Origin of the sequence: Janthinobacterium sp. EB271-G4-7A (genome assembly GCF_020858075.1) — a bacterium.
Classification (GTDB): domain Bacteria; phylum Pseudomonadota; class Gammaproteobacteria; order Burkholderiales; family Burkholderiaceae_D; genus Janthinobacterium; species Janthinobacterium lividum.
Window position 1 is genome coordinate 2,082,793 of record NZ_JACYMI010000001.1, and the last position, 26,983, is coordinate 2,109,775.

The 26,983-nt window shown below is 51.2% G+C and carries 31 protein-coding genes and 1 tRNA gene; 22 read left to right on the forward strand and 10 right to left on the reverse strand.

The window, feature by feature from the left end:
* The first annotated feature begins 20 nt into the window (after nucleotides 1-20).
* The 7 genes from IGS58_RS09435 to IGS58_RS09465 all read left to right on the forward strand — a co-directional run bounded on the left by IGS58_RS09435 (nucleotide 21) and on the right by IGS58_RS09465 (nucleotide 4,459).
* Entirely contained in the window at nucleotides 21-449 is a 429-nt protein-coding gene (locus IGS58_RS09435; RefSeq protein ID WP_034785835.1) for a hypothetical protein, read from the forward strand.
* 14 nt (nucleotides 450-463) lie between these two features.
* Complete coding sequence (locus IGS58_RS09440) at nucleotides 464-961, forward strand: glycoside hydrolase family 19 protein (RefSeq protein WP_070257660.1); 498 nt, start codon at nucleotides 464-466, stop codon at nucleotides 959-961.
* Nucleotides 958-1,308, forward strand: a complete 351-nt coding sequence (locus IGS58_RS09445) for a hypothetical protein (protein WP_070257659.1) — start codon at nucleotides 958-960, stop codon at nucleotides 1,306-1,308. Before IGS58_RS09440 ends, IGS58_RS09445 begins: the two co-directional genes overlap by 4 nt.
* Nucleotides 1,309-1,541: 233 nt before the next feature.
* The gene (locus tag IGS58_RS09450) at nucleotides 1,542-1,700 is read left to right on the forward strand and encodes a hypothetical protein (RefSeq protein ID WP_170846291.1); all 159 of its coding nucleotides are present in this window, start codon (nucleotides 1,542-1,544) and stop codon (nucleotides 1,698-1,700) included.
* A gap of 469 nt (nucleotides 1,701-2,169) precedes the next feature.
* Entirely contained in the window at nucleotides 2,170-3,669 is a 1,500-nt protein-coding gene (locus IGS58_RS09455) for a nucleobase:cation symporter-2 family protein (protein WP_230521182.1), read from the forward strand.
* A 79-nt stretch (nucleotides 3,670-3,748) separates the two neighbouring features.
* A tRNA-Leu gene (locus tag IGS58_RS09460) sits at nucleotides 3,749-3,835 on the forward strand.
* A gap of 396 nt (nucleotides 3,836-4,231) precedes the next feature.
* On the forward strand, nucleotides 4,232-4,459 hold the full coding sequence (locus IGS58_RS09465) for a hypothetical protein (protein WP_139144199.1): 228 nt from the start codon (nucleotides 4,232-4,234) through the stop codon (nucleotides 4,457-4,459).
* Nucleotides 4,460-4,787: 328 nt separating this feature from the next.
* On the opposite strand, the gene IGS58_RS09470 is transcribed toward IGS58_RS09465, so the two are convergent.
* Genes IGS58_RS09470 through IGS58_RS09480 form a run of 3 tightly spaced genes read right to left on the reverse strand, consistent with a single transcriptional unit; the run spans nucleotide 4,788 to nucleotide 7,147 of the window.
* Nucleotides 4,788-5,321 (reverse strand): FlhC family transcriptional regulator, encoded by a 534-nt coding sequence (locus tag IGS58_RS09470; RefSeq protein WP_071653700.1) that lies wholly within the window; start codon nucleotides 5,319-5,321, stop codon nucleotides 4,788-4,790.
* Nucleotides 5,322-5,336: 15 nt separating this feature from the next.
* Entirely contained in the window at nucleotides 5,337-6,059 is a 723-nt protein-coding gene (locus IGS58_RS09475; protein WP_230521183.1) for a hypothetical protein, read from the reverse strand.
* 47 nt (nucleotides 6,060-6,106) lie between these two features.
* A complete protein-coding gene (locus IGS58_RS09480) occupies nucleotides 6,107-7,147 on the reverse strand; it encodes a hypothetical protein (protein WP_230521184.1) in 1,041 nt (346 codons plus the stop codon).
* Between the two features lie 566 nt (nucleotides 7,148-7,713).
* On the opposite strand from IGS58_RS09480, the gene IGS58_RS09485 reads away from it, so the two are divergent.
* From IGS58_RS09485 to IGS58_RS09500, 4 genes are all read left to right on the forward strand, one after another.
* Nucleotides 7,714-8,868: a TraI domain-containing protein gene (locus IGS58_RS09485; protein ID WP_230521185.1), complete on the forward strand. Its 1,155-nt coding sequence runs from the start codon at nucleotides 7,714-7,716 to the stop codon at nucleotides 8,866-8,868.
* The gene (traD, locus tag IGS58_RS09490) at nucleotides 8,868-10,721 is read left to right on the forward strand and encodes a conjugative transfer system coupling protein TraD (protein WP_070257654.1); all 1,854 of its coding nucleotides are present in this window, start codon (nucleotides 8,868-8,870) and stop codon (nucleotides 10,719-10,721) included. The genes IGS58_RS09485 and traD overlap by 1 nt, the downstream gene beginning before the upstream one ends.
* Before the next feature lie 95 nt (nucleotides 10,722-10,816).
* Nucleotides 10,817-11,335, forward strand: a complete 519-nt coding sequence (locus tag IGS58_RS09495) for a hypothetical protein (RefSeq protein WP_070257653.1) — start codon at nucleotides 10,817-10,819, stop codon at nucleotides 11,333-11,335.
* Between the two features lie 2 nt (nucleotides 11,336-11,337).
* The gene (locus IGS58_RS09500; protein WP_071653697.1) at nucleotides 11,338-11,958 is read left to right on the forward strand and encodes a DUF4400 domain-containing protein; all 621 of its coding nucleotides are present in this window, start codon (nucleotides 11,338-11,340) and stop codon (nucleotides 11,956-11,958) included.
* Here IGS58_RS09500 and IGS58_RS09505 read toward each other — a convergent pair.
* On the reverse strand, nucleotides 11,930-12,436 hold the full coding sequence (locus tag IGS58_RS09505) for a hypothetical protein (protein ID WP_230521186.1): 507 nt from the start codon (nucleotides 12,434-12,436) through the stop codon (nucleotides 11,930-11,932). The genes IGS58_RS09500 and IGS58_RS09505 overlap by 29 nt on opposite strands.
* A gap of 41 nt (nucleotides 12,437-12,477) precedes the next feature.
* Complete coding sequence (locus tag IGS58_RS09510) at nucleotides 12,478-13,368, reverse strand: hypothetical protein (protein ID WP_070257651.1); 891 nt, start codon at nucleotides 13,366-13,368, stop codon at nucleotides 12,478-12,480.
* A gap of 547 nt (nucleotides 13,369-13,915) precedes the next feature.
* Here IGS58_RS09510 and IGS58_RS09515 point away from each other — a divergent pair.
* Together IGS58_RS09515 and IGS58_RS09520 are read left to right on the forward strand one after the other, a co-directional pair.
* Entirely contained in the window at nucleotides 13,916-14,170 is a 255-nt protein-coding gene (locus tag IGS58_RS09515) for a hypothetical protein (protein ID WP_070257650.1), read from the forward strand.
* Nucleotides 14,167-14,307, forward strand: coding sequence for a hypothetical protein (locus tag IGS58_RS09520; RefSeq protein ID WP_230521187.1), 141 nt, complete (start codon nucleotides 14,167-14,169; stop codon nucleotides 14,305-14,307). Before IGS58_RS09515 ends, IGS58_RS09520 begins: the two co-directional genes overlap by 4 nt.
* 82 nt (nucleotides 14,308-14,389) lie before the next feature.
* Here IGS58_RS09520 and IGS58_RS09525 read toward each other — a convergent pair whose 3' ends face one another.
* Genes IGS58_RS09525 through IGS58_RS09545 form a run of 5 tightly spaced genes read right to left on the reverse strand, consistent with a single transcriptional unit; the run spans nucleotide 14,390 to nucleotide 16,631 of the window.
* Nucleotides 14,390-14,938 carry an AAA family ATPase gene (locus tag IGS58_RS09525; protein ID WP_230521188.1) on the reverse strand — a complete coding sequence of 183 codons (549 nt, stop codon included), beginning with the start codon at nucleotides 14,936-14,938 and terminating at the stop codon, nucleotides 14,390-14,392.
* Nucleotides 14,938-15,144, reverse strand: coding sequence for a hypothetical protein (locus IGS58_RS09530; protein WP_092605609.1), 207 nt, complete (start codon nucleotides 15,142-15,144; stop codon nucleotides 14,938-14,940). Before IGS58_RS09530 ends, IGS58_RS09525 begins: the two co-directional genes overlap by 1 nt.
* A gap of 26 nt (nucleotides 15,145-15,170) precedes the next feature.
* Nucleotides 15,171-15,407: a hypothetical protein gene (locus IGS58_RS09535; protein WP_230521189.1), complete on the reverse strand. Its 237-nt coding sequence runs from the start codon at nucleotides 15,405-15,407 to the stop codon at nucleotides 15,171-15,173.
* A 1-nt stretch (nucleotide 15,408) separates the two neighbouring features.
* The gene (locus IGS58_RS09540; RefSeq protein WP_230521190.1) at nucleotides 15,409-16,404 is read right to left on the reverse strand and encodes a hypothetical protein; all 996 of its coding nucleotides are present in this window, start codon (nucleotides 16,402-16,404) and stop codon (nucleotides 15,409-15,411) included.
* Nucleotides 16,404-16,631: a hypothetical protein gene (locus IGS58_RS09545; protein WP_139144196.1), complete on the reverse strand. Its 228-nt coding sequence runs from the start codon at nucleotides 16,629-16,631 to the stop codon at nucleotides 16,404-16,406. The genes IGS58_RS09540 and IGS58_RS09545 overlap by 1 nt, the downstream gene beginning before the upstream one ends.
* Between IGS58_RS09545 and IGS58_RS09550 the strand changes: the two genes are divergently transcribed.
* From IGS58_RS09550 to IGS58_RS09590, 9 genes are all read left to right on the forward strand, one after another.
* Nucleotides 16,630-17,442: a hypothetical protein gene (locus IGS58_RS09550; RefSeq protein ID WP_230521191.1), complete on the forward strand. Its 813-nt coding sequence runs from the start codon at nucleotides 16,630-16,632 to the stop codon at nucleotides 17,440-17,442. The genes IGS58_RS09545 and IGS58_RS09550 overlap by 2 nt on opposite strands.
* 598 nt (nucleotides 17,443-18,040) lie before the next feature.
* Nucleotides 18,041-19,030, forward strand: coding sequence for a CpaF family protein (locus IGS58_RS09555; protein ID WP_230521192.1), 990 nt, complete (start codon nucleotides 18,041-18,043; stop codon nucleotides 19,028-19,030).
* Nucleotides 18,999-19,379, forward strand: coding sequence for a hypothetical protein (locus tag IGS58_RS09560; RefSeq protein ID WP_139144195.1), 381 nt, complete (start codon nucleotides 18,999-19,001; stop codon nucleotides 19,377-19,379). The genes IGS58_RS09555 and IGS58_RS09560 overlap by 32 nt, the downstream gene beginning before the upstream one ends.
* A 345-nt stretch (nucleotides 19,380-19,724) precedes the next feature.
* Entirely contained in the window at nucleotides 19,725-22,217 is a 2,493-nt protein-coding gene (locus IGS58_RS09565; RefSeq protein ID WP_070257643.1) for a VirB4 family type IV secretion system protein, read from the forward strand.
* 28 nt (nucleotides 22,218-22,245) lie between these two features.
* A complete protein-coding gene (locus IGS58_RS09570; RefSeq protein WP_070257642.1) occupies nucleotides 22,246-22,980 on the forward strand; it encodes a hypothetical protein in 735 nt (244 codons plus the stop codon).
* A 301-nt stretch (nucleotides 22,981-23,281) separates the two neighbouring features.
* Entirely contained in the window at nucleotides 23,282-24,409 is a 1,128-nt protein-coding gene (locus IGS58_RS09575) for a type IV secretion system protein (RefSeq protein ID WP_230521193.1), read from the forward strand.
* Nucleotides 24,410-24,468: 59 nt separating this feature from the next.
* Entirely contained in the window at nucleotides 24,469-25,341 is an 873-nt protein-coding gene (locus tag IGS58_RS09580; protein WP_070257640.1) for an OmpA family protein, read from the forward strand.
* Nucleotides 25,342-25,455: 114 nt separating this feature from the next.
* Entirely contained in the window at nucleotides 25,456-26,148 is a 693-nt protein-coding gene (locus tag IGS58_RS09585) for a type IV secretion system protein (protein ID WP_070257639.1), read from the forward strand.
* Nucleotides 26,145-26,981 (forward strand): TrbG/VirB9 family P-type conjugative transfer protein, encoded by an 837-nt coding sequence (locus tag IGS58_RS09590; protein WP_230521194.1) that lies wholly within the window; start codon nucleotides 26,145-26,147, stop codon nucleotides 26,979-26,981. Before IGS58_RS09585 ends, IGS58_RS09590 begins: the two co-directional genes overlap by 4 nt.
* Nucleotides 26,982-26,983 lie beyond the last annotated feature (2 nt).

Sequence of the window (26,983 nt, forward strand, 5' to 3'; positions counted from 1 at the left end):
CCACCACCTGAAAGGCAACCATGGCCCTCGAAACCACCGCCGCCGGCGGCGCATTGATCAAACTGTTTGGCGTGCCCGTGCTGGCCGGCGCCGCTGCCACGTCGCTGGGCTTCATGTTCATGTGGCCCCAGTCCACCAAGGAGGCATTTATTCGTTTTTGTTCCAGCATCATCATTTCCACCTTTCTCGGTCCCGTGCTCGTGGCCGCCGTGCTGTCGTGGTGGCCCAGCCTGTTCGACAGCGCGAAGACCGTGGCGGGCTTGTATGGCGGCGATCCGGCCACGGGTTTTTTATTCATCGCCGCGCCGCTGATGGTGGCGGCCGGCTTGCCCGCCTGGTGGGTACTGGGCGCCTGCGTGCGCTGGTTCGACAAGCGGCGCGGCAAGGATATCGGCGAACTCGCGGCTGATGCGGCCGCTGCCGTCAAGGATGTGCGGGGCATGCTGTGACAGGCGCCCAATTGATGCAGATCATGCCATTGGCCGGCCGCCGCGCTACGCTGTTCCTGGCACCTTTGAATGCGGCGATGGCCGAGTTCAGCATTGATACGCCGCAGCGCCAGGCGTCGTTCCTGGCGCAGGTGGGCCACGAATCGGGACAGTTGCGCTATGTGCGCGAACTGGCCAGCGGCGCGGCCTATGAGGGGCGGGCGGACTTGGGCAATGTGATTGCTGGTGATGGCGTGCGCTTCAAGGGACGCGGTTTGCTGCAGGTGACGGGGCGCGCCAACTATGCCGCGTGCGGCGTGGCGCTGGGCCTGGACTTGCTGGCGGCGCCGCAGTTGCTGGAGCAAACGACTGCCGCTTGCCGCTCGGCGGGCTGGTTCTGGCAATCGCGCGGCTTGAACCGGCTGACCGACGCGGGCGACCAGGAGCGCGTTACGCGCCGCATCAACGGTGGCGTGAACGGCCTGGCCGAGCGCCTGGCTTTGTATGCAGCAGCACGCAAGGTGCTGGCATGAAGCCGCCCTTGCTTGTGCTGGCCATGCTGCTGTTGCTGGGGGCCGCCGTGTTTTGCGCCCAGCGCTGGGGGCATGAGGCTGGCCGTACCGCATGCGCGGCACAGGTGCTGGAGATGCAAGCTGTGTTGCGGCGCCAGACCCAGGCCCTGAATGCGATGCGGGAGGAGGGAGTACGACGGTCGACACGGGCCCGGCAGGCGTTGGACAATGCGCAGGCCGGGCAGGCAGACGCCCAGGCGGCAGCGGCGCGCATCCTGGCGCTGCAGCCGGATGATGACGCTTGTCAGGCGGCCGAGGTGCTGATCGCCAGTGAAATGGCTGGAAGACCCGCTGGCGGGACGCCATGAGGGAGGCAATGACGAGTGCGCCAGCGCTGCTGCGTGTCCGGGGCTACTTGCAGGCTGGTTTACGGGCTGGCGCACGGGCTTGCTCATCAGCCTGCTCACTGACCTGCTCACTATCCCATTCACTGACCTGTTCATGGGTCTGTGTATTGGTCTGCGTGCTTGCTGGGCTGCTGGGTGGCTGCGCGGCAGGTGGGGCAAAGCTGGAAGCTGCGGCGGAAAGGCTGCCCATCGGCGTGCCCTGTATCGCCGTTCGTCCTGCGGCACCCGTCTTGCCAACCGTGCCGCAGCATGGCATTTTTGAACAAGTGCAAGCCTTGCTGGCGCGTGAACACTTGCGCGCGGCCTATGTGCGGCAGCTGGAAGCGCTGATGGATGGCTGTGCCGGCAGCTAGCGTCGATTGTTGCGCAACGACGTCGGCGGCTGCTCTACGGCTGGTCTGCGGCTGTTTGCAGTTGGCTTGCAACTTGCTTGCGCCGCGCGTGATCCCCTGAGGTCGTCGCCTGGCGCCACTCGCCATGCCAGAGTCCCAGAGTCCCAGACCTTGATACCGCTTCGTCGTGCCAGGTCTGGACGCCGCTTGCGATGCTGCCTTCTGGTGCGGCCGCATGCCGGCGCGCCAGAAAACAGTGCACTGCAGCGCGTCCAACCTCGGATTTTTACAGCCGCGATGCTATTTCGGCACAATTCCTGTATACAATTTACCTGGCACGATGCATGCATGGCATTCCTTGGTCGTCCCATCCAAGGAGCTTCGCATGTTTCATCCACCGCCAGTGCGTTCCTGTCGTTCCGTTTCTCTCTTGCTTTTCCCTTTCATCTGCGTCCATCCGGGCCGCGGTAACCCTGGAAATGGAGCGTAAATGGCCACTCCCCGTCTGAAATCCATCCACCGCAGCGTGCCGGGCGCCACGCCTGCCGTGCCATCGCCCGTCGATGAAATCCTGCCAGCCGGCAAGCTGTTCACCCTGGGTTTGCAGCATGTGCTCGTCATGTATGCGGGCGCTATCGCCGTGCCGCTGATCGTCGGTCGCGCCCTCAAGCTGCCGCCCGAGCAGGTGGCTGCGCTGATCAGTGCCGATCTTTTCTGCTGCGGCCTCGTCACTCTGATCCAGTCCCTGGGGATAGGCAAGTACTTCGGCATTCGCCTGCCCGTGATGATGGGCGTGACCTTTGCCGCCGTCAGTCCCATGCTGGCCATGGCGAACAATCCGGCCCTGGGCATCACCGGCATCTTTGGCGCCGTGATCGGCGCCGGCGTCGTGTCCATGCTGATCGCTCCCTTCATCAGTCGCCTGCTGGCCCTGTTTCCGCCCGTGGTCACGGGCAGTATCATTGCCGTGATCGGCGTGTCGCTGATGCGCGTGGGCGTGAACTGGACCATGGGCGGGCCGCCGGCCATGGCCCAGATTGCCGATCCTGCCTTCGTCAAGATGGCCGCTGCCGCCACGGCGGCCGGTTTGCCCGCGCCAGCCGGTCCCGTGCCCATGATTGCCAACCCTGGCTATGGCGCGCTCGATAACATGGGCATTGCTTTCTTCGTGCTGGCCGTCATCTTGTTGGTGGCCAAGTATGGCCGTGGTTTCCTGTCGAATATTGCGGTATTGATCGGCATCATCGCCGGTACGGCCCTGTCGTTTGCCCTGGGCAAGGCCGATTTCGCCAAGGTGGCCAGCGCCAAGGCCTTTGCCATCGTCACGCCATTCCAGTTCGGTATGCCGACCTTCGACGTGGTTGCCATCGTCACGATGAGCCTGGTGATGATCGTCGTTATGATCGAGTCGCTGGGCATGTTTCTGGCGTTGGGAGAAATGACGGACAAGCGCATCACGCAGGCCGATATCAGCCGCGGCTTGCGCGTCGATGGCCTGGGCACCTTGATTGGCGGCATCTTCAATACCTTCCCGTATACCTCGTTCTCGCAAAACGTGGGCCTGGTGGGCGTAACGGGCGTGCGCAGCCGCTGGGTCTGCGTCGCGGCCGGCATCATCCTGCTCGTCATGGGCGTGATTCCAACGATCGCGCAGACGGCCGAAGCCGTGCCGGCGTTCGTGCTGGGCGGGGCAGGGCTGGTGATGTTCGGCATGGTCGCCGCCACCGGCATCCGCATCCTGGCTGGCGTCGACTACAAGAGCAACCGCAACAACCTGTTCATCGTGGCCCTGTCGATCGGCTTCGGCATGCTGCCGCTGGTGGCCGATCAATACGCGCAGCACATGCCCAAGGCCTTGTCGCCGTTGCTGCATAGCGGCATCCTGCTGGCCGCCATCGTCGCCGTGCTGCTGAACCTGTTCTTCAACGGGCTGGCATCAGCCGATGATGCGCAGCACCGGGCGCGGGAAAGTAGCCATGGGAGCGAGTAGCACCGAGAGTACGGCAATGAGGCAATTAATGGGCAAGATGGTGTAATCGGTATCACTTGTGCTAGAATCTTGCCGCGCTGCCCGGATGGTGAAACTGGTAGACACTGGAGACTTAAAATCTCCCGCCTGTAAGGGCGTGCCGGTTCGATTCCGGCTCCGGGCACCAGGAAAAAGTTAAAAGATCAAGAATTGTAGAAGACCCGCATTTTTCGTTGAAAAGTGCGGGTTTTTTTATTGCCGGAGCTTGCTAACACCGCTCAAAATTTTGTGGCATGCCGGTGTCTGCCGCTTGTAATACTTACTGTGCTTGAGCACGGCTACGCTATCTGCTTACGACTGCCGTCCATTCGTGAAGGTTGGTCAGGGGGCGGTTCGGCCGTTGACCAACAACTTGTGCAGGCCAGGATCCGATGCACCCATTTGCCTCTCATCGTGTTTGATCTTCATCTGTAAATTGGGGACAGGACGATCAAGCCGTTTCTAAAAACAGTCATCAATGCAGTTTGGTTTGCTTGGCAATACCTGTTGTGGGAGACCATGCTTTACGCAGTTGCTGAAAATCGTGGAAAAGCTGTTACTATATGACGATGCGGAATTTAATGTTCAGTCAGTAATTTTTTCCGTAACAAGTAACTCAGGAGATATTGAAATGAATGCATTTATACAAGGCTTTATTACTGGCGCACGGGAAACTCCTCGAGGCTTTTTCATGCCGCTGATCGCACTGTGGCGTTTGCTGGGGAAGATGATCAAGTTCGCCGGCTCGCTAATATCCTCCAAGAAAATGTAATTTTTACCCATCGGTCCAGGTCGGTGGACCACATGCTTCGGCACGCGCTGACACTCTCTACTGCCTACGTCAATGTACGGGATCTGCAGAAGGCTCAAAATACCGGGATGGTGTTGTCGCAAGACTACTCTTCGTAGCCTCTGGACGTGCAAGCTTCCCTATTTTTTCCTGCCGGAAATTAAATCCTAAGTGCTAATTGGCCATGGCGTGGTTGCTTCGGTGGTGCTGCCAATCTGCATCACAATCCATTTTCCCTGAATAAAAATAAACAAAGGCCAATTCTCTGATGTCAGAGACTGGCCTTTTTGCGTATTAGCCTAAAATATGGCTATGCGTTCTGATGACTGGGACAGATATAATTCAAATAATGGGCTTCCACCAAATGGGGAACCCGGCACTTTTTGCAAAGAGCAACCTTGACATTGTCAGAGGAAAATTTCGATGAACCTCCTTTGAGAATGCCACGCCAGCCGATGTTAAAGCCTGTACCTACCAGTAAATTCAAACGTTCCACACTGACAATTGGCTTGTTCAAAGTCAAGCGTATGTACATCTTATAAGTGATAACGACGGCTAAGCCATGCGCATCTGGAGAAGAGTCAAGAGCTGCGCGATAGGATGCATACATCGCCAGCAATAGCGCTCCGTGCTGCCGCCTTACTTGGTTAAAAAGAAACCATTCGTGGTCAGTTGGAGTCTGGCCCGGCTGGGACTGAACTCCGCGGACCAGCTTGTATTGCGCGCGAGAATCGGCTGGTTTCGTCTTTGCGATTGATGATATGGTTACTGCACGTGCACCCAGACTCGCTAATTCGCGGGCAATAGCGAGCTTCGCTGCGTAATTCCTGCTTATGTGTGTCAAGTTCGTCTCCCGATCTTAAGCGCTCATTGCGCTGAGGGACGCGAGTCCGAACGAATTGAGAAGCATCGAAACTGGCGCGGATATTCCATCGTTCTCCGCGAAGAGCAAGGCTTGTGGCCAATCCTGACGTACAGCGAAGATGGGGACCCCAGTGAGTACCAATTGCAATGTACGGGCTCGCGGTAACTGGGACAGAGCAAGAAGAACATCCTGTTCTGCTCCAAACAAATGAGATGCTAATGGATCGTCAAAAGTTTGCAGGCTTCGCACAGCATCTAACACACTATAGTTAGCCAGTTCGATCAGACGACGTGCGCCATCCTGAACTTCCAGCATTGCTTCAGAGGAATTTGGTGGCCGTTGCACACTAAACGGTTCTCCCAGGGACAGGAGCGGTGGAGCTTGATCGAAAGTGCCAAGGAGCATCGTCATTGCCGTATCCGTGCCTTGCGGTTCGTTAAGGAGGTTCATGAACCCCATGGTGGCGATGCGTAGCGAGAAAATTGGCAAGCCTATTGTTAACGCCGTGGCAAGAGCACTTTTCGTTGCTCCAGTGATAAGTGCCAGATGCTCATTGGACAATCCGAATAGATTCGCAGCAATGGGTGCATCGAAGTCCATCGTGCCATTGATGGCGCTAATGATAGCGTAATTGGCCGCAATGATTTGTTTCTGGAACTTATCCTGTGCGTTGAGCACCAATTGCGACTCAGGTAGATCTAGGTGAAGACTGTTCATTAAAATTCCTTACGGGCTTTCCGGTCAAAAATGGCCGCGGCAAGAAACTAAGCTTGCTCTGTTGCTGTACAAAGTTGATTACCAAATTGAATCATGAGCTGCCCCATTGCCTCCAGCGCGGCTTTTGTTTCAGCGCTTTTGCTTGAGATTGCTCGCAACTTAGCCAGTGGGAACTTGAGAAGAATGGACTCGACAGCAGCTTTGATTTCAACCAGTTCATCTCGTTGAGCACGGAGAAGGCCCGCATTTTTTTCAATGGCCTGATGCTTTTCTTCTAACGTCTTCGCTTGTGCCTCAGCCAACTCAGTGCGGGCAGTGATTGCAGCCAAACGGATTTCTGCAGCCACAGTGGCTTCTTCGATACTTGCCAATCCAGCGGGAAGAACCTCGCGCACGATCTCGACCGGATGGGCGACAATCGTGGCCTGGCTGCGGGATTCGTTCAGCTCTTCCACAAGTGCCACGGTCTTTTCCTTTTCCCTGCGTAGCAACTCGTCTTGATTGGCCAAACGATCCTTAAGCCGGCCATTTTCCAAAGCGCGCTGCTGCTCTTTCTTTTGCAGATCGCTCTCCTGACTACGCAGCTTGGCCTCCGCTAACGCAATTTTTTCTTCATAGTCCACATTGCGTGAATCGATGATACGTCGAACTGTTGCTTCATCGATAGTCTGTCCATTTTTTGCAAGTGCACGTACCTCTTCGATCACATCGACATCGGTCACGGGTTCCAGCAGATATAAGGCGTTGCGACGATAGTTGCGTGCCTCATTCAAATCGATCTGTCCATTGGTGGAGATATGCTTGACCAGGCATGCGTTGATGGCGAGAAGACGCCGGGCAGTATGGCGCTTGAGGCCCAATTCCCGTTCAGAGAATTCATAGAACTTGTCTTTTAAGAGATCCTGAATCGCTTTAAGACGAGATGAAAGGATCAGATACTCTCCTTCTACCCGTGTAAATGATGCCCTGTATTCCGCTACATAAATATGCAGAGAGAGCAATTGTTCGTTGTTCAGGTTTCCCAAATCGATATTGCTTATGTCTACCGAAGAACCAGCAGTAGTCGTTACGTCAAATGTTTGAAGCATTACGAACCTCTAAAATCAGCGTTGCTATTTGTGTAAAAAGTATGCGTTATTTGCCACATGGAAATTTTCCAAATTATTGATAAATTTCAATGGGTTTCAAATTCCTTTTCATTTCCTTCGGAGACAAACCAACTCTTAGCGCAGAAGGCGACTAACAAATCCTCGTTTCCGTCCGGTCTGACCACTTCGCCAGAGACCAGTAATCATTTGGTAGTTGCGACATATACTAATTTTTGGAAAGACGAAATAGACAAACTAAAAGTAGTCTCGAAGAAATTAATAAAATACACAAACTGAGATCAAAATAACAATTTTCATTGCATTTTAGGCACAACGATTGTTTTAGGAATGTAGTGTATTCAACGTGAATTAGTGCGATATTTGGATTTTATAATTAAAAAAGTACATAATAATCATGTACTTATAAAAAAAGATCGCATCACAAATTGTCCAGAAAAGATGCCGGTTTGCCACTGGGCAACATTATTAAATGGTGCGAATATTTAGTCAATTATTGGTTCCGTGCTATGTAGCCCTAATCCGATAATGTATGGATGCAAAATTTTATGTTACCAGCGAGCTCGTCTGACTTAATTGCATCAGAAGCAACTCGAATAAGCGAAATTCACACTGCAGCTGGCGTTCCGGAAAAGGTTTTTTCACGGTTCTACCTTCCTGTGCTCTTGGCGTATATGGACCACGTGCAAAAAATGCCGCTATCCAACGCCGCTTTTTCCAGGCCTGGCGGTGCGATCGATTTCGGCTTGACGTCCGCTCTGATTTCTTTGCGTTTGGCCGGAACGCAAATGTTCAATCCAACACTGGCATCGGAAGAAAGGCGTGTGCTGGAACCACAATGCCGGTTTGCAGCTTTTGCCGCAACCATGGCCACTGGGGTTGTGTTGCTCTCAGAAAATACGCTGATTACTACGCGTGACAATGATGTTGAATATCATCCACTTGTGTCCCCTGTCCCTCTCTCGGTTTGGCTAGCGCAGCATCCGGTCTCGATGTTTACATGGCGAAAAGGAGCACAGGAACTTACCCAGAGTGAGGGTGCAGCTATTGCGGCACGGTTTATGCCAAGTGGAATTCTTAACAATTTCGATTTACGTGTGTCATTGATGCTATACAACGCCATCAATCCCAAACCGCTTCAGAATGGTATCGAAAGTACAATCGCGCGCGTCGTCAGGCAAACGATAAGCAAGGTAATTACACATCATGTTCAGGTAGAAGAACGCCAGTATCAGGAACGCGGATCGGACGTTCACTATGATCCTGCGGCAGATCTGTGCATAAAAGCTGATGCATTTATGCAAGACGACATGATAGGGCCGGGAAGTACAATCGAATCGATTGAGTCCCCGCTCCAAACGGCACCCGCATCCCATCATAGTTCTGCGCTGCCGGGGGGGACCGTCCGCAATATCGAGAACAACGACAAGGGTGACGCACTACTTAATATGGCCCATCCGGTTCTGCGCGAATGGTTTCAGATGCTGTCGAAACATGAAAACTTTCCCAAACTAAAAGAGCTGCTCAAGGTCTCAGAAAGAGGGATTGCTGTTCCTATCACCATGTTAGGAGCTTTCGGCGTTGCAGGGACATCCATCCGCAAGATGATGGTAGATGCAGATTTGATCGTCGACCGTACTGAAGACGGAAGAGGTATTCTACTCAAATTGCAACTTCAGCCTTGGTTCATGGGAGGTAGCTAATGGCACGGACATACAATGATATGTTTCGGCCTGCATACGAGGCCACCGCTACTCTTTCCTGGGGCGCATCGGCGGTTTCAATGCTCGTGCTACAGCCGCCGATGTGGCCACTGCTAGCAGCGGGGACATTGGCGCTCTCTGGTTTGCGTGCCAGAGAGGCATTTCAATTATATCGATTCCGTGCGTCGATATCGGCGCTCCGCGTTCAAAAGATTCCCGTACTTGCCGCCGTCGAAAAATCAAAGCGGCAGTGGGAGCGAGGTGGCTTCTGGCTCGGCAGCGGGTTCAAATGGACGCAGCAACATGCCGAAATCGCTCGACAAATCATGTTCCGCAGCCCTGGTGAGATTCAAGGTCCGCCGGCTTGGTTACCTCCCTTTATCCGGGAAGCCGTCTACCCCAGAGACTCTGTAACGCTCAATGATGCCATGAAAGAGAACGTTGTCGGCGTACCGTGGATACATGGCATAAATCCGGAGGAAACGGAACTCAGATTACCGTTTGAAGGATTGTCGGGGCACACGTTAATAGTTGGCACAACGCGGGCGGGTAAAACTCGCCTGTACGAAGTACTGGCAACACAGATCATCCATAAAGGCGATAGCTTGATTGTGATGGATCCCAAGGGTGATAAAGATCTAAAAAATCGTATTGAAATGGAATGCAAGAGGACCGGACGGAAATTCTTATATTTCCATCCGGCGCATCCATCGAAGTCCATTCGCATCAATCCCTTGGCTAACTGGAACACCGTAGGCGAGCCAGCAACGCGCATCGGCCAGTTAATCAGTGCAGAGGGAACTTTCGCAGCGTTTGCCTGGAAAACATTGTTCAGGATTATGCGTGCACAGGTTGCAAATGGCTCGATGCCATCGATAAAATCAGCGAAAGAATTTGTCCAGCAAGGAGTGGAACCACTGTTGGAATCGCTTATCCAAAAGCAGCTATTCAATCTCGAAGGAACGAAGTGGGACGCAAACCTGCATACTTTCAAGATAGAGACTCCAAAGGGTAAAATGCCGACTATCAAAACGGATCGTCTGCAGTGCATGGTCGCAAAATTCGAGCATTCTGGATTAAAAGATGAAGCCATTGAATCGTTGATCGCGATGGTAAATCACTCAAAAGAGCACTACACTAAAATGATTCAGGTACTTGAGCCGATCCTGGAAATGCTCGGTTCGGATGAACTTGGATCCATGTTATCTCCAGATCCACTGGACCTGAATGACAAGAGGCCAATTTACGACACAACAAAAATTATAGAAGAGAATGCGGTTTTATATGTCGGGTTGGATTCGCTGTCCAACAAGACTATTGGGTCGGCGATCGGATCAATTATGCTTGCTGATTTTGCATCTGTGGCCGGCTCAATTTATAACTTCAAAAATCCAAAAGACATTCACCTAATTATCGATGAAGCAGCGGAAGTGATGAACGAACAAGGCATTCAACTCTTAAATAAAGGTGGTGGGGCCGGAATCAAGGCTTACATTGCGACTCAAACAATTGCCGACTTCGATGTTGTTTTTGGCGACAGCGCTCGTACAAAACAGGCACTCGGCAACCTTAACAACGTAATTTGTCTTCGTGTCAAAGACCCGGATATGGCTGAGTGGATTGCGAAGTCATTCGGAACAACAGCGGCAAGGGCGGTGACTACTTCGCATTCAAGTGGCTCTGGCTCGTCAAAGTCGTTCACCGAATTCAGTGGATCAACCTCCAGGACAATGAGTGAAGTGGAAATACCTTTTGTTGCCCCAGAACTATTAACTAGATTGCCCGGGTTGCAATACTTTGCTTTCTTGGCAGGCAGTACACTATACAAAGGGCGACTTCCTCTTTTATATTGAATGTATACTAAATTACTATTGCTCTCTTGTCTGGATGGAAGTGATGAGCCATGTGGTAGAAGCACAATGAAGAGTTAACCAAAAAAGACATAACCATGAATGAAAAAAAGATTCTATTAGATGCGATAAAGAATGCTGGGCTCTTGACGCAGACAAAATTTATATGGCTGGTCAATCCATTGTTGGAGGATATGGCGCTTAAATTTGCCAACTACGTTGGTCCATACTCATTGACGAAAAGCGGAAAATCTCTTCTTGGTTATTGTCTTAAACAGGCTGTTAGTCAGCACAAAAAAGAGAACGACCGAAGCGGGGATGTGCAAGCGGCTGCCGGGGCTTTTGCAAGGGTGTTGATAAATCACAGCCAGGATGTATTTTCTCAGCAACTGGTGGTGGAAACCTCTAGCGGTGATATTGTATGGTCGCCGTTCGTTTGTGGTGCCGATAAATTTATTAATAAATGGGCCGAATATCCCATGAGAAATTCAAGAATTGAATCTAATATTTCAGTTTCAATAGCCTCTGCATTTTTGATGATCCAGATTATGCCTCACTCTCTTCTGGATAATGAGTCATTGGCAGAATTTTTTCCAAAAAATGAAAAAAATTTCTAGTCATGGCTATTCATCCTGTTGAAGTAAAAAATACATTCTTGAGTCACTTCATCTTGTGGGCACTGTTTTTGCCTTTATTGACTATAATATCGGTTCCATTATTCAGTCCTGACCAGGGGGTGCAGAGCGAGGAAGTTGAGATGTTGAGAAGTTTTGGCGTGAATCTGGATAAGGTAAATGCTTCAGCCAACGATACATTTACTTCGGTATTTATTGCGACTGGCGTGATGCAATCAACGGAAGGTTTGGTTAATACAAAATTCCCGAGTTCTGCAGCTACAAGGTATGCAGTAAAATGGCTACGAGGAGTATATCTGATGATATATAAAAGCATATGGCGTCTATATGCACTGACGTCCATGTTTTTTATCCCTGTGCTCGCGCTGTGTATTCCATCCGCAGTAGATGGCTTCATGATTCGAGCAAGGAAAAGCTATAAATTTGAGACATCGAATCCTGTTTTCTTTTACTCCTCGATGCATGTATTTAGTTTGGTATTTGGTCTGTTTTTCTTTCTGCCGATAGCTCCTGTTACGCTATCGGCAAATATACTCGCGGTCATGCTCTGCAGCCTTGCGATTGCCGTGTGGGTAGCTAGCTCAAATTTTCAGTCGGGGAATTAAGCAACAATTTCTGGCGGTGGTGGGCACGCATAATCGCTGTCAGATACGACTCGTGCGGATTGAGAGTGCATTCTTCCGAGATCACTCTCAACATCCTTTGGCCGTCTCCACTGCACATGGCAAGCAGCTCAAGCATCAGCTTCGAGTGTATATCCGCTGATGCCTCTGCCATGCCGGGTGCTGGCGGCTGGCTTAACCCTGCCATGGGCTCCACTTGCCCATTTTTTTCGTCCGCCACGGTCGGCACATCAGCTTCCAGGACGAATAGCCGGTTATAAAGCGTTGGCCACGCGATAAACAAAACGGCCCCGCCTAATGTCCAGACTGTTGCAAAAACTCGTACTGGATCAGGCATGCCCAGTTTTAATGTGAGTTGACTCAGCATCACACCAGGTGCGATACAAACCAGAAATCTCAGCAGAGGTCTTGTGTTGACGATCCTTAGGGCCGTAGCTAATTTATCTTGTTTCATCTTCATTTCTATTTCCTTAAAAATTTAATCTCTTTGATGAGTTCCGCTTACACTCCGCGCAAGTTCAGGCTTGACAGGAGCCTGAGCCCTCGTTTTACCTCTGAAAAATTCGGATGCTTCGAGTCACGTACGAGTTGCAATAGGTCGACCTTGCCCCGCGCAACAACGAGCAGGAAAGAATTCAGTGCAAGTGAAACGGCAAGACTTGAAGAAAGGCCGGTAGATTTCATCATTGCATCGAGGACCATCTCCTCAGTAAGCGAGCCGAACGTGATTTTCCTAAAATTGCTTTTCTTGACTATCGCGTGGAGAGCACTTTCCTCACTTTCCTCGTGCTGGATCTGAGTTTCGCTTTGGGCCATTGTTCGTTTCCCCTTTGGCGATAACCATAACTCGGAGAAAGTCTTTATATGTGAATAAATTTTTCGTGTCGTAAAGTCGGAAGGCCGTGGGTATCCATAGGCCTCGACATGTCGCGCAACCTGACCCATGGTTGGATTCGGGGGAAGGGAGGTACGTAGCAAGCTGCATATGGTCTCAAAGTAGCGACACTTCTCAAGGCTAATCAGTGCAACCACCGCTGCACAGTAAGAAAAGCTCTTGCGTTCTCCAAGGCTCAGGTAAAAGTTCTGAATTTTCTGGCGCCCTGGGGAGTCGCCGATATTTTCCTTTATCTTGGCCAGGACACTCTGTCGTTTTGCTATTGGAATGAGATGGGCTTTTAGCTCAAGCACTACATTTTCACAAAAACGCATGTCTCTGGACTGGTTGGCTTGTCTGAAAAGGTCATATACAGCCGACGCGGATGGCGAAAATCCCAGTTTTTCCGATACTTGCGCCAACATTTTTTCTTTGTCGCATTCGGTTTGATCAAAATAGCCATCAACAATATCCATACGTAAGTCCTTTGTAATTCTCATAAAATGATCGTTCTTCATCTTCTCTCAGGAAATGAGGCCCATCCAGGCAAATCGCTTCCCAGGCTTTGTCGCCCGCCGTTCGTTCTTGTGTGAAATTTCAAGACGGATTGAAATTTCCATGTTGTTTCATATTCTAAAGTAATGTTCTTTGCCAACAATTCAATATAACTCTCAATTTTTTGAAGGAATCGAAAATATTTTATTTTAGGGTTGGCAAAATATGGAAAGTGCGGTAAAGTTGCTGTGTCGCAATTGCGGCATTGCGGTTTTTAAATTAATACTCCCACCTTGGTGCCCGCTTCAATCTGGCGTCAAAAAACAAAATCTCCAGTCTTTTCATTGGTCTTTCAACGAAAAGATATTCCAATCTCCAATTTTTACTTCGCCAGTTTTTGGCATAAATTATTGGAGGCTACATGTTAAAAATCCTTGTATAAAAACATTGCGCAAAAAATATCAAAATCCATTTTTTTTTGGATTTTATATATATTTAATCAATGAAAATTTTTTAAAATATTCCGTCAGATCTGATTTCTGGCGGTACACATTGCAAATATGGAGTTCCATGAAACATCACTTGAAAATTCTCGGAGAATATGTAGGGCATTTGACAATAGGCGCACTGATGTTTGCTGCACTGCTATTTTTTGGCGGGGTACTGAATGTTCTGGTTCATTGGGCAACGCCAATCGTTGGTGACAATTCTTTTGCGAATTTGATGAAGATCGTAGAAAAAATTATTTTATATACAGATGCAACATTCATTATGTATTGGGCAATTTATTCAACGTATACGGCAATTAAGGAAATGATAAAATGAACATGTTTATGCAAGGTTTTATTGCCGGTGCACGTGAAACGCCCCAAGCCTTCTTCAAGCCTCTCGTCGCAGTATGGCGGTTGCTCAGAACGTTGGTCAAGGTCATCAATTTAGCACTGTCTTCCAAAGCAGCTTAATATTCACCCAGCAGTCTACCTTCGGTAGACTGCTTCCTTACATCCAGGCTAAATCAGATAGGAGTGAATGGACCCGGCCCCTTCAGCGAGGAGCAATATACAGTGAGGCCATGAAATTGGCTAACGCATTGATCTCTTCTTTAGCGTCATGCGCATTGCGAACAAAGTAAAAATTCGAGTTACTCCGTACGTGCTTCAATACTTTGCAGAGCGAAGTATCCCGATGGGAGTTGAGGCCGGGTGTCCAGTGGCGTTTGGTCGTCGCTGCCCTTGAACGTAGCCGCTCGTTCCGGCTCTGCGCCGGTGCCCATACATAGGCGATCTTGGCAGCCGCCGGTAATAGCGGCAGATGTGCAGCTAGTACAGGAAAGCCATCGATCACGCAGCGATCATAAGACAAGGCATGCGCCAATAGCTTGCGCACAACATCGTCAGACAGCGGCTTGCTTGGTCTCATTGTTCGAATTGACAACATCAGGGTGATGGGGATATCGCCAGGGTAGGTGCCGGAGATCGCCAATCTTCGGAGCAGGCCTAGGTTCAGATGCGCATACCCGATTCTGGCGAGTGCCTGGCCTAACGTCGATTTCCCCACGCCATGGCGACCAATAAGACAGATAAGGTCGGCCATCAAAACATCCTGGTACGCTTCAAGATATCGGCCTCCAGCTGCAGGACCAGTTCGCGTGCGGAGCTGACATGCGATAGCGCTTGATCAATCAAGGGCGCATCGGCCGGCGATATTTTCTTTAGCCGCCGGAAGGCCTTCATTCCTTCCGATAGACAGTCGTTGCCATCGCGAAGATTCTCCGTGACTTTCCCATCTGCTGTATTCATCGTTTTCCAATCAATGTACATTAATACTATGGCGCTTCGGCGATCCCTGTTGATACGAGAATCGGCATCAGTTGCATAAGCGCCAAATTCAGTTTTTCTGCCGCAGCCCACAGCTCACTAAGGTCGCCCAGCCATCCAAGCACTGAAATAGCGAGAATAACTTTTGCCAGAACGAACCAGCGCCGATTCCACCAAGCTTCGCTTGGCTTGCGGTATCGCGAGTTGGTGCGCAGCAGAAATGACTCGATTTTTGATCGTCGCAAGTTATTTCTCGCTGAGCAGTCTGAAGCTCTTGCTGGCTGGTCTTGGCTCTTGAGATAAAAGAACAAATTTGCCAGCTTCGGGAATATCATCAACCTTCTTCATCGGGCTCTCCGCGATGTCTTCACCTTCCCGTGCAGCCTCCTTTGAAGTCAGCTTGCCTACGCTTACGGTGGCTACCTGACGGCTACTGGATTGCATCACGATTGGTAGTGGCGGCAGTGGCAAATCGACAGATCCGAACGCTTGCATTTGCATGTTCGCCTGGTCTGGTACGGTGACGGATACTGGCTTTACTGGCTGCATTGGACGCGACGTCGTTTCAATCGTTGCCAATCTGCTTTGCAGCTCGGAGATCGTACGGGTCGCCATTGTAAAATCGCGGTATAAATTTTCTGCCCGAGCGTAGAAATGATGGGCACTACCGGCAACGATGACGACGACTGCCGTGGCCAGCACTACGCGCCATGGCAATACTATGGACTTCTGGAAAAAAGGAGCAGCGCGGTATCGAAGTTGCTCGGCAATGAGCGTACCTGCGTGATAGCAGCACTGTCGGGACAGGGATGCCGCTGAATGCAAGAACTGCTGAGAGTACAGTGGCAACAGCGTTGAGAAAATGGCTGTATCGCCAAACCATTTTCCTGCCGGATTGCCTGAAGCACCATCCTGTATCCGCATGGCAGCATGCTGTTGATCAAAAAAGGGCATATACGCTGCAGGTCTTGGATGTTGGCGCTCCTGCGCCAGTCCCACATGATGATCATTTGCTGCGCAACCAAAGCGCGCGCTGAGTGACTCGGTTGCTGCCGGCGTATTGTCGGCTGTTGTCTTCGGCAAGCTTTGAATCGCTCTTGACAGATATTGTTCTTCGGCGAGGTTGGCCCATTCTGTGGAAAAGAGACGGCTATATGGCTTTGCTTCCGACCGGCGCCACATCGCAGCGACAGGCCGGTCTTCTCCAAAATGGAGCGGGCGTGATTCTATAGTTTCACTCATCAAGAAGACCTTCGCGACAACGCGCCATAGTTAGTTGAAACTTGGACTTTAGCAACGGCGCAATATTTTCTTAGAGCAATATCAAACCCAAAACAACTGGAATTCGGCATTTCCTGGATTGTCTGCCTGGGGACGGCAATACTGCTGAAAAAATACAGTTTTTCACTGTAAGCGTTGCCGGGAAGATTGGCAGCATGATGATTCTTAACCACAAACGGAATCGTCATGACAATCGAAAGTCCAACCGCACACACAGAATTGCACACAGCGATCTCGGAAATCGCTGCCGCGGATGATCAACTCACCCATATTCTCGACGGTGGCGCAGCTGGCGGCGCATCTTCCGGAGTCAGCATTATTTCGGAGAGCGAAGTTGTCGCATTGCGCGAGCGCGCACAGCGTCAACGGGCGCGCGGTGTAAAGCAGCTGTCCAACCGGCATGACGGTGTCGCCTCCATTCTTGTGACGGTAAGCTTGAACGAACGCAGCGTCGGCTCTGCATTCGAACGTTGGTTTTCCAGCATTGAGAATGGTATCTATGTCACGTGGAAGCGCGGTGAAATGTTTGTCGGCAAGGCCAGTGCTGAAGTATTGATGCAGATGATTACCGATAAGGTCTGTGAACTGGAAGCAGACGCGAGCGCCTCCGAAAAATCAGTTCAGCAATCCATGCAAATGATGCTAACTGACTCATCGGTTCTGCCCATGTATACCAGTCCGGCAGCAAAGCATGAGGTACAGCTGCGCACTCTCTTGAGCAAGCGCGTGCTTAGCGTCATCGAAAGAAACGATCGTACGCTGACTAACTTGGTTAAATTGCAATGGAATGGCGAAGTTGGACAAGATGAGATCGAAGCCCAGGAAGGCAAGGTCAAAAAGGGCCTGCGGGAACTTGCTGGCCTGCTTAACCGCACAGTCCGTGCCTTCCGTCAACGTGGCGATGCATTGGCGGAAGCGAATACCGGTCAGGAGGCAGGGCAGGGCCTGATACAAGCGACCGCTATTGATGCATCCGCTGCAGTTGCCAAGATAGCCTGATCGCGCCGTCGATTCCTCTTAACCCTTCGTCAGCCTGCACGGTAGTGACAGGTGGGCGTTGATTGGCATTGCTCAACCACGCTATGCCAGGTCTGAACCGGCGCTAACGCCGGCAGCATATCTTGTTCCTCACATCCAGCGTTTTGACATGTTGCTGGCGGACCTGTCTGAGGGCGCAGGGGCGCGGCCATGCCGTTCTCAAAGGCTACAGGCCGCCGCCTAACGCTGGCAGCAAACGCATGTCAACGTGGTTCGCCGGTCTCCTGCAGTGTCCGCACGTCCTGCAAAAATGGCATGCGGCATGCGGCATGAGAAGCATTCGCTGTCGTTGTCGAAGCAGAAGCCAAACGCCTTCTCATACGCCGCTCAATTTCCGACCTCCAACATAAGCAAGGTCCAATTTCCGAGGTGCATGAAGAATAGTCCCAGCAGATCAACGGGTTATGTGTGCGTCGGTAGAACTTTATGTTGCTCCAGGCACGCATTCTGAAACATGGGAAATTGAGTGTCGGATTTGACGGATTGCAAGCCGGCGCTACATGGATGATTCGTCCAGCTGTTGCTCCCATGATGATCGAAACAAATCAAAAAAAAACCGATGCTGAATCCGCAAATTGTAATTGATATCCTGAATAGCCAACTCGTTCCACTGGCTGCCTGGCTGAAAGACAAAATGGTCACAGAGATCATGGTCAATCCAGGTGGCCACGTCTTTGTCGAGGCAGCGGGAACAATTACTTATGTCGGCCAACTGCTCACCGAACACATGATCTCGACTGCCATCAAGGCAGTGGCAAAACATGTCCGGAAGGATGCCCGGGCCAATACTAACTCGGCAATTGTTAATGCAAGCATTGATGATTTGCGAATCTCGGGTGCACTTTCCCCCGTGAGTCCAGGCGGTTCATTCATCACGATCCGCAAACACCAGGATGCGGGAGATCGCCCCACCATGGAGGATCTGATCAATAAGAAGCAGGCGTTGACCGCAAAACAAGCGCAGACGATTGAACAGTTAGTTCTCCATGATCGGAACAACTTGATCATCGCCGGTGGCACGGGATCTGGCAAAACAACGCTGTTGAACGCCCTCCTGAACAAGATTCCTGGTCATGAGCGCATCATCACAATCGAAGATTCGCGCGAAATCCAGATATCTGTCCCGAATTTCATTCCCTTGCTGACAAATCCGGATGAAGGCATTTCGGCCCGGGACATGGTCAAGATGGCCATGCGGTCGCGGCCAGACCGCCTGATATTGGGAGAAACCCGCGGCGACGAAACCTACGACCTGATTCGTGCCTTCAACTCTGGCCACCCGGGTTCGATTTCTACCATCCATGCTGACTCTGCAGAAGAAGCCCTTGGCGCGCTGGAGATGTTGTTTCAGATGAGCTTGCCAGCAAATGCATCGATTTCCTCGGAACTTGCCAGGGGTTATATCGCAAAGTCGGTAAAGGTCGTTGTCTTTGTAAATCGCAGTATCGAATTCTCGGATGGACAGGCCCGGGTAATTCGCAAAATCCAAGAAATCTGTCTTGTTAAAGGAGTTATAAATGGAAATTATGTCCTCGAAAACGTCGCCTAAGAAGTTCACTTTTGCATACCTTAAGGCCGCGATCATCGCCAATACACCATCTCAGAAATCCTGCCTCCAAACCTTGGCGGCTATCCTTTGTGTGGCCATTCCAGAGATCGCGCTTGCGCAGGCTCAAGCTGGCGCCGGCGCAAATTTCTTCTGCTATATCGCACAGTATTTCAAGGCGATTGTCGGCACGGCGTGTTTGGTCACGATCGTACTTTGGGCTCTTGAGCACATCTTTGGCGTAGCCAAACTGCATGACGTTGTAATCAAGGTTGGTGTTACCGCTGCAGTCGTCATTGCCGGTTCGGCATTGATTACCAATTCCGGCTTGACCACTTCCTGCGTCGTATAAGACATGCGCACTTCGCCAGTGACCCGGGCAATCAGCTTGCCCAGACTAAACTACGGAGTGTCCTCCAAGGCTCTTGGGTATTGTTGGGGACCGACCGCCCTAGTGGCAGTTCTCACCGGCTCCTCCCAAGGCTGGCTTTGGGCGGGAATCCCGATCAGCGTCGGGTTCACAGCGCACCTCATATTGCAATGGCTTTTCCAAAAGGATGCCAGGATCTTTGAGATGTATGTCAACTATGCGCGGCTGGCGGATTCCTATCACCCCCATGCCCGAGAAAGTTTACCCGCCACTTTTGAACGCCCACACAAAGTCGGGCGCGGAATCAGATTCTAGCGACACCAAATCATGTTGAAAATTAAATTCCGCGAGACGGACTTGGGGCATCCCCTGCAGGCGCTTTGTCCATGGATCGACTTCATCACACCCGAACTCGTGCTGAATAAAGATGGTTCCTTATTGGCCGCTTTTGACTACCGCGGCATCGATCCTGACAATGTCAGCGACTCAAAGGTCGACGGGACAGCTACGCGTATCGAAGCATCGAATGCGCTATTGGACAGCCGTATCACTGCCTGGTGGATCGTTGACAAGCGCAAGGATACATCCTATATCAGCGGGGAATTTACCAGCCAGGCGGCGAAGGATCTGGACACTATTTATTCCAGGAGCTTTACGGACGGAGAGCACTACACCCTTGATTACAAGTTCTATATGTTGTTCACCGGTGAAACTGGGGCGAACAAGTTCTTTGACCGAGTGGAACGCATCCAAACTGAGGAGGGCGCGGCCATCGGTAGTGCGGTGATTAAAGCAATCAAAGAGTCGTTGTCAGGTAGTCGCGCATTCGCCAAAGACATGGGTGTCCTGCGTAGCAATATTGGGGCCTTTGAAAGGATTATCTCGGCCTTTACCAGCGCATCGCCGCTGAATTTCACGCGCCTTTCCAAAAGCTCGGGTTTTGACAGGACCCTCGCTACGCTTCTGAATCGCGCCAGCCCGCCGGCCACGCATGCCAAGCCTGAGCGAATGATGCTTGACTCCTGGGCACCGGCAAACTACGTCGCCAGTGGGCCTGATGTGATTCAGTTCAAGGGCAACACGCGTACGGTTTATTGCGCGGCGATGGGCGTCATCAAATGGCCAGACCATACCTCTCCGATGTTATTTGAGACATTGTTGAAGATGGACGCCGAGCTGACCGTGTGTCAAATCACGCGCTTCCTCAATTCTCCTGAAAGTACCGCTGAGATTGACAAGGCTATCGAATATTACAACCTGACGCAGTATGGTCTTATTGCGCACTCGTTTGCTGCGGCGACCGGCAACGTAGCCGAGCCAAAGGCTGGCAAACGTGAGCTGTTCGACGAGTGCAAGGCCGCGAACGCGCGAATTGGCAGCGAGGGCATTACCTACGCCTACCACAATCTTACAGTCTTCCTGTACGGCGATAGCATTCCGGAACTGGAGGCGCGCGTTTCAGAGGCGGATCAAAAAATGAGCGCAGCCCGGTTTGGAATGATACGTGAACGGCTGAACACCTTGCCGGCCTTTGCGTCGATGCTGCCTGGCCAGTGGGCAATGCAAACGCGCTATGAATTGATGTCCGGGGAAAACGTTGCCGACTGTACGCCGATGTTTACGCTTGATGAAGGGTCACGTTCGCACAAGTACTTTTCCTCGATGATTTTTCAGCGCCCCGTGTCGAGTTTCGCCGTATTCGGCAATGCATACGGTACGCGATCCTATTTCTCCCCCCATGTGGGACAAATTGGTCATCTGCTCCTTATCGCTCCCACTGGCGGCGGCAAAACCACATTCGTCAACTTCTGTCTGTCGCAATTTCAGCGTTATCCGAAGAGAAATACATATATCTTCGACCGGAATTATTCGTGCAAGGTTCTGACAGCCTTGCACGATGGGCGTCATATTGACATCCGTACTGGCGTTGGGAAGTTCAATCCGCTGTTTGCCATGATGGACGGCTCGCCGGACGGCCAGCTTTGGGTGCGCGAATTTATTCTGCGGCGATTTGCCGAGGGAGACTTTGCCGCGACTACCGAAGACCGCGCCGACCTCGACACGGCCTTGACTGGCTTGGCGCAAGAATATGAACGGACGGGCAAGCCACTTCGCTTGAGCACGCTTGCAGCAATGCTGCCGAGGCGGCTTGAGGCCGAACTAGGTGAGTGGCTTGAGGGCCGGCCGTACGGGATGTTTGATACGGACGAAGACGACTTTTCACTGGCCGACTGGACCACTATCGAAATGAAGGATCTGATGGCTGTGGAGCGTTTGTCGCGCGCCTTCATGGACTATGCATTCCGAAAAATCTATGTCTCGCTGGATGGCACGCCGACGTTTATTTATATCGAAGAGGCCACTTTTCTGATCGCGAACCCCAAGTTCAAGGACATTCTTGATGACTGGCTGAAAACTTTCCGCAAAAAGAATGCATTCATCTGGATGACGATCCAATCGCCGGAAGCGATCAGCAATTCAGATATCGCGGCATCGATTCTGGATAATATTTTCAGTTTCCTGATGCTCTACAACGAAAAGGTGGAGCCACATCGCGCGGCGTACCAGAAGTATTTCGCTTTGGCAGATCATCATATCGACATGATTGCCCAGCTGATACCAAAACGTGACTATCTTCTGATCCAGTCTTCCGAAGGGGGCGGAGCATCGACAGCCCGCGTCTTACAGACCTCATTCAGCGCGGCTGAGTTGGCCTATCTCAGATCCGAGGAAACGATCTTGGGTATTTTCGATCGGCATTACGCCAGCGGCGCTGTCGACTGGAAGGCAAGATATCTGCAAGAAGTCAGTTCGATGTGAGTGCAATTCAATTAACCCGGGAAATCATATGAAATCCAAGTTCAAATTTTTCGTCGTGATCTCATCCTTTTTGTTGGCCTTTCTGACCGCGCCAGCGAACGCCATCTTTGGCGTAGGTGATATCGTGATTGATCCAACTAACCTCATCCAAAATACATCGACTGCCATCGCGGCTGTTAAAACAGAGGTTAGCACCGCTGCCTCGTATATTAAGCAGATTCAACAAACAATTGCTTTGGCCAGATCCTTGGCGTCTGTCGATGGGCTCGCGAAATTGGCAGGCGTCGAGAATGAATTGGCGTTGTACCGGGACCTCAAAAGAGCTGGCGACCAGTTGGTGGTGGTAATGAATCAAAGTAAACAACTCTCGCAGAATGTAAAGGCTGAGTTCGGTTCTTCGGATTTCAGCTGGAAAAGATTCTTGACCTCTCGTTCGACCATTCTGGGTAATCAAGCCCAATCATTGGCTGCACAATACGAATTGCTTAATAAATCATTGACTCAAATTGCGACACGGCGTCAAGTTATCGTGAAAGAGCTCGAGAAGTCGACGGGGCAGACTGCGGCCATCCAAAGCGTTGGTGCCGCAATTGACATGATGGTAGGACAAAATCAGCTGATGGTGGCGACATTGAAGATGCAGGGAGACTCTAAGCAAATCGACGTTCATCTTGATGATGCCGCCCGAAAAGCAGGGCAAAAGGTAATGAGTGAATATCAGCAAAAACTGCTGGATGAGGCTGCAAAATACGATCGCCCGTAGTGGACGATTTAACCTGCGTATAGAAATGTACGCAGGGCGAAGATGGTCATGGGGGTACAAGATTTTCGTGGAGTAGCTTATTTATTGGCAGGTGATAACGATACATGACAACATGAAATAGTCTGCCACTCCCGTCAGATAAGCACATGCATGGCTATTCCGCGTCAAGACTCTTTTTTTGACCGCCATGTTTTGCCTCTCTGGTTTTTCAAAGATATTCCAGTAAGAATTTCACATAATTGATTCAGGCGGTTGACTGGAAAATTATGTAAATCAACCTCTAAGATTTTCAAATATGTAAATGGAAATGAAAAAATACAACCAAATAAAATCCATCTTTCTCGCAATGCTTCTTGTTATGTGTGCAGTTGTTGCATCCTCGGCGGCTGCCGCATCGAGTGCGGACGGTAATAAGGCGCCTGGTGCATTTTTTGATAAACTCGATAATGGCGTCAAAAATATCCAGGAAAATGCCCGCCGACCTATTGCCACAACGCTGTTTGACGCAGGTCTGATAATCGCGTTCAGGACCATCCCGTGGGCATTGGCGATCGCCGGATCGCTGGCTGTTCTTTACATGATCATTGAGGCAATGGGAGTCTTGAGCGGGAAAAATGGTTCAATGCTCACCGTAATATTCGATGTTGGATTGCCGGTGGTCCTTTGCTCCTACTTGTTGCTCAAGTATCCAACGGTCATAAAGGATTTCGCTGGGGCGGATGGACCGCTTCAATTCATACGAATGATCGGAGGGGATGCCATTACATCGGTCTTCAATATGTATTCCAGTATCCTAAAAATGATCGCTTCTGCGATTTCCAACAGCACGGCTACCGTCCTGAAAACTGCAAGCTTTTTCAATCTTGACAACACCATGGTCGCGATTTTTGATGCATTGATAACAGTTATTTTTGCTTTGGCAATTATTCTTTTATGCTTCGTCGGCCTGGCAGAGATCATGGGCTTGCTGCTGATGGGCCCATTTCTTACCGCTGTTGCTGTGGCGTTTGGCCCGATCTTCATTGCGGGGATTGTCACTCCGTGGACACGGGAATATTTCTCGAAATGGCTCGGTTTCCTGGTCGCGGCAGCCGTTTTGACTGGCGTGCTGGGTGTCAGTGTTTCCATCGCCGCGACGCTGTTTGAGCAATTTGGCTTTGCCGAAGTGGTCGCAAGTCCCACGCCTACAGCAATCGGAATGTTGATTGCCACCATAACCCTGATGAGCATTAATTCGCTTATCCAGCAAACGCCTGCAATTGCCAATGCACTGGTTCCTGGCTCATTTGGCGCGACTAAAACAGCGGGAGCGGCCGTCAAGGATGGCGCAAAAACGGCCAAGGATGCAGCCAAGTCAGTCTCCGGCGGGGCAGGAAAAATTCGCAAGGCTGCCATGGCAAAGATTTTGCCTGGCAAGAAAACTTCTTAGCCGCGCTACCGGCCGGAGCGTTCATCTGCTCAGGCCTTCAGAAACCCTGGAAGATCAGTATGACAAAAAAGACGATTTCTCGATTCGCCCTGGTTGCATGCTTGTCGGCATGCAGCACGGCGAATCCAATTCAGGATGCGATTGAGTTCGGGTACGTTGTGGACGGTGACGAAGCGCATGAAATAGTGCAGGTCTTCGAATTAAAAGGGGACACCGTCATACAACTCAGAAATTTTGAGGAAAGCGCACCCGTGTTCATGGGGGCGCAAGGTGCCATTACCTATTCGCGTGTTGGTCAAAGTGCCGTAGTAAAAGGAATTCATACGACACTCAGCCTGGACCGCAGCTGGGGAAAAATCGCGATAAGGCGAAATACCGTTCCAAAGCCGGTATTACCCAAGCCCGCATTGGCGATCGGCACAGCAGGCAGTCCAGATAGTGAAGAGTTCAAAGCCACGCGGCGCCTCAAGGCAGAAATCGCGGCAATGCGGGCGGAGCTCACGCGGTTGAAGAGCCAACTGGCGTCAGATCGTATCGTGCCATCAGCACCGATTTCTGCATCGGAGACGGCATTGGCCGAGCGGTTTGCGCCGATCTCAGCCGAAATCAAGATCACATCCTACAGTGTGAACTTCAAGAATAACAGCGTGTCTTTTTCCCCCAATCGACAAACTAAATCCCTGTTTCTTGCCAAGGCAAAAGGGGCGAGCAGAGTGTTAATTACCGGATACACGGATAGCGTTCAGGCCAATGCGGCAAGCTCCAGATTGGCAAAAGGGCGGGCGGCATCCACTCAGGCATTTTTGATACAAGGCGGCATCTCCCCGGAGAAGATCCAGTTGTCGTATAGGCCCGCCGGCGGATTCATCGCCGATAACTCAACGCTGGAGGGAAAACTGGCCAATAGAAGGGTAGAGGTCCAGTTTATCTGATTTTTATCCATCTTTATTGCCCCTGCACGACGCGTATCTTGCCTTTGAAATTCCGATCAGAAAAATGCGTCGTTTTGTCGTTCTTCCTTTGCCCTTCCTCTTCACAATCAACACATGAAACCACAACAAAAAAACCTCGCGGGCAAGGTTCCCGATTTCGCTCCAGGCCAGATTGCCGACGACACTGCCCGACAACATTTTGAGTCTGGCGCCCGCGCGACTATTGAGCGAAATCGCTGGTTTCTTGTGTCATGTGGCCTGACCGTCGCATTGGTAGTGCAGGGAGCGCTCTTCAACTATCTATTCCCGATGAAGTCTGTAGAAACCATCCAGGTGACCAAGGAAGCTGGCGGGCGTTTGGTGGCGGATGGTGTGGCAGTCGGCAATTGGACGCCGGACAAGGATTCCATCGGATTCTTCCTCAACCGTTGGGCCAACTCTGTATATGACGTCAATCGCGCCACTATCGATGGCACGACCCGCGAGGCGTCCGAACTGGTCGTTGGTACCGCACAGGCCCAGCTGAAGGAGCTTCGCATCAAGGACAACCCGTTTCTGGCGCTTAAAAACAATGCAAACTACTCTCGCACCTACGAATACAAGTCGATCAATTTCATTGAAAACGATGTTGCTTTCCTGCGGTTTAAGACCATCACGCGCAGCAATGACCAGGTTACTGAAATGACATATGCCATGAGTATTACCTTTACGCGCGTAAAGCCGACCACGCGGGAACAGCTCATGCGCAATCCGGCTGGCCTGTTCATTACCAGTTTTAACATCAGCGAAGAAGCGCTCTCGAAATGAAACTTTCCTCCCACATTGTGAGCGTCGCGCTCCTTTCCGCTATTTTCATGACGCCGCACGTGCAAAGTGCATCGGTTCAAAAATCCATCACAGCCCGAAAACCAGTGCTGATCGACGCCGCGGCAGAGGCCATTCCCGTACCGATGGAAAACCGAATCGTCCGCTATACCTATTCTCCCGATATCATTTTCCGGGTGTTTACGCAGCCCAACCGGCACACCTTTATTGAGCTGGGCGAGGATGAAGGCCTGACGGAGGAGCCAAAGACGGGAGATTCCATCCAGTGGCGCGTTTCGGGTGGGCCTCGGAACATCTATGTCAAGCCGAATCGGGAAGGCATCGAAACCTCGCTCACGATCGTCACGAACAAGCGTTCGTACATATTTCAGTTGATTTCCGGAAAGCGCGAATCAAAACTTTATCAAAAAGTGAGTTTTGACTACCCCGACCGGATTGCCGAAATTCGCCTTCGCCAAGACAACGCCGCAGCGGTGCGGGTCGCGGAAGACGACCGGCTGAGGGAGCAAGTTTTGGCTGCGAATGTAAGCCCTGCTGAACTCAGCTTCGAGTTCGATATCAGCGGCGATGCCACTTTCAAGCCGACCGCTGCCTACACGGATGGAAAGGCCACCTACCTCAGAATGCCGAACAGCCAGGATAGTCCGGCAGTCTTTTTGATTGAGGACGATGGGAGTCCTTCTTTGATCAATTACAAGGTGAAGGGCGAATTGATCGTCGTCGAAAGAGTCGCGCAACATTTGCTTCTGAAATTAGGCAAGGCAGAAGTGAAAATATCCAAGCGCAAACCGAATCACAGCATATTCTGGCGGTAATC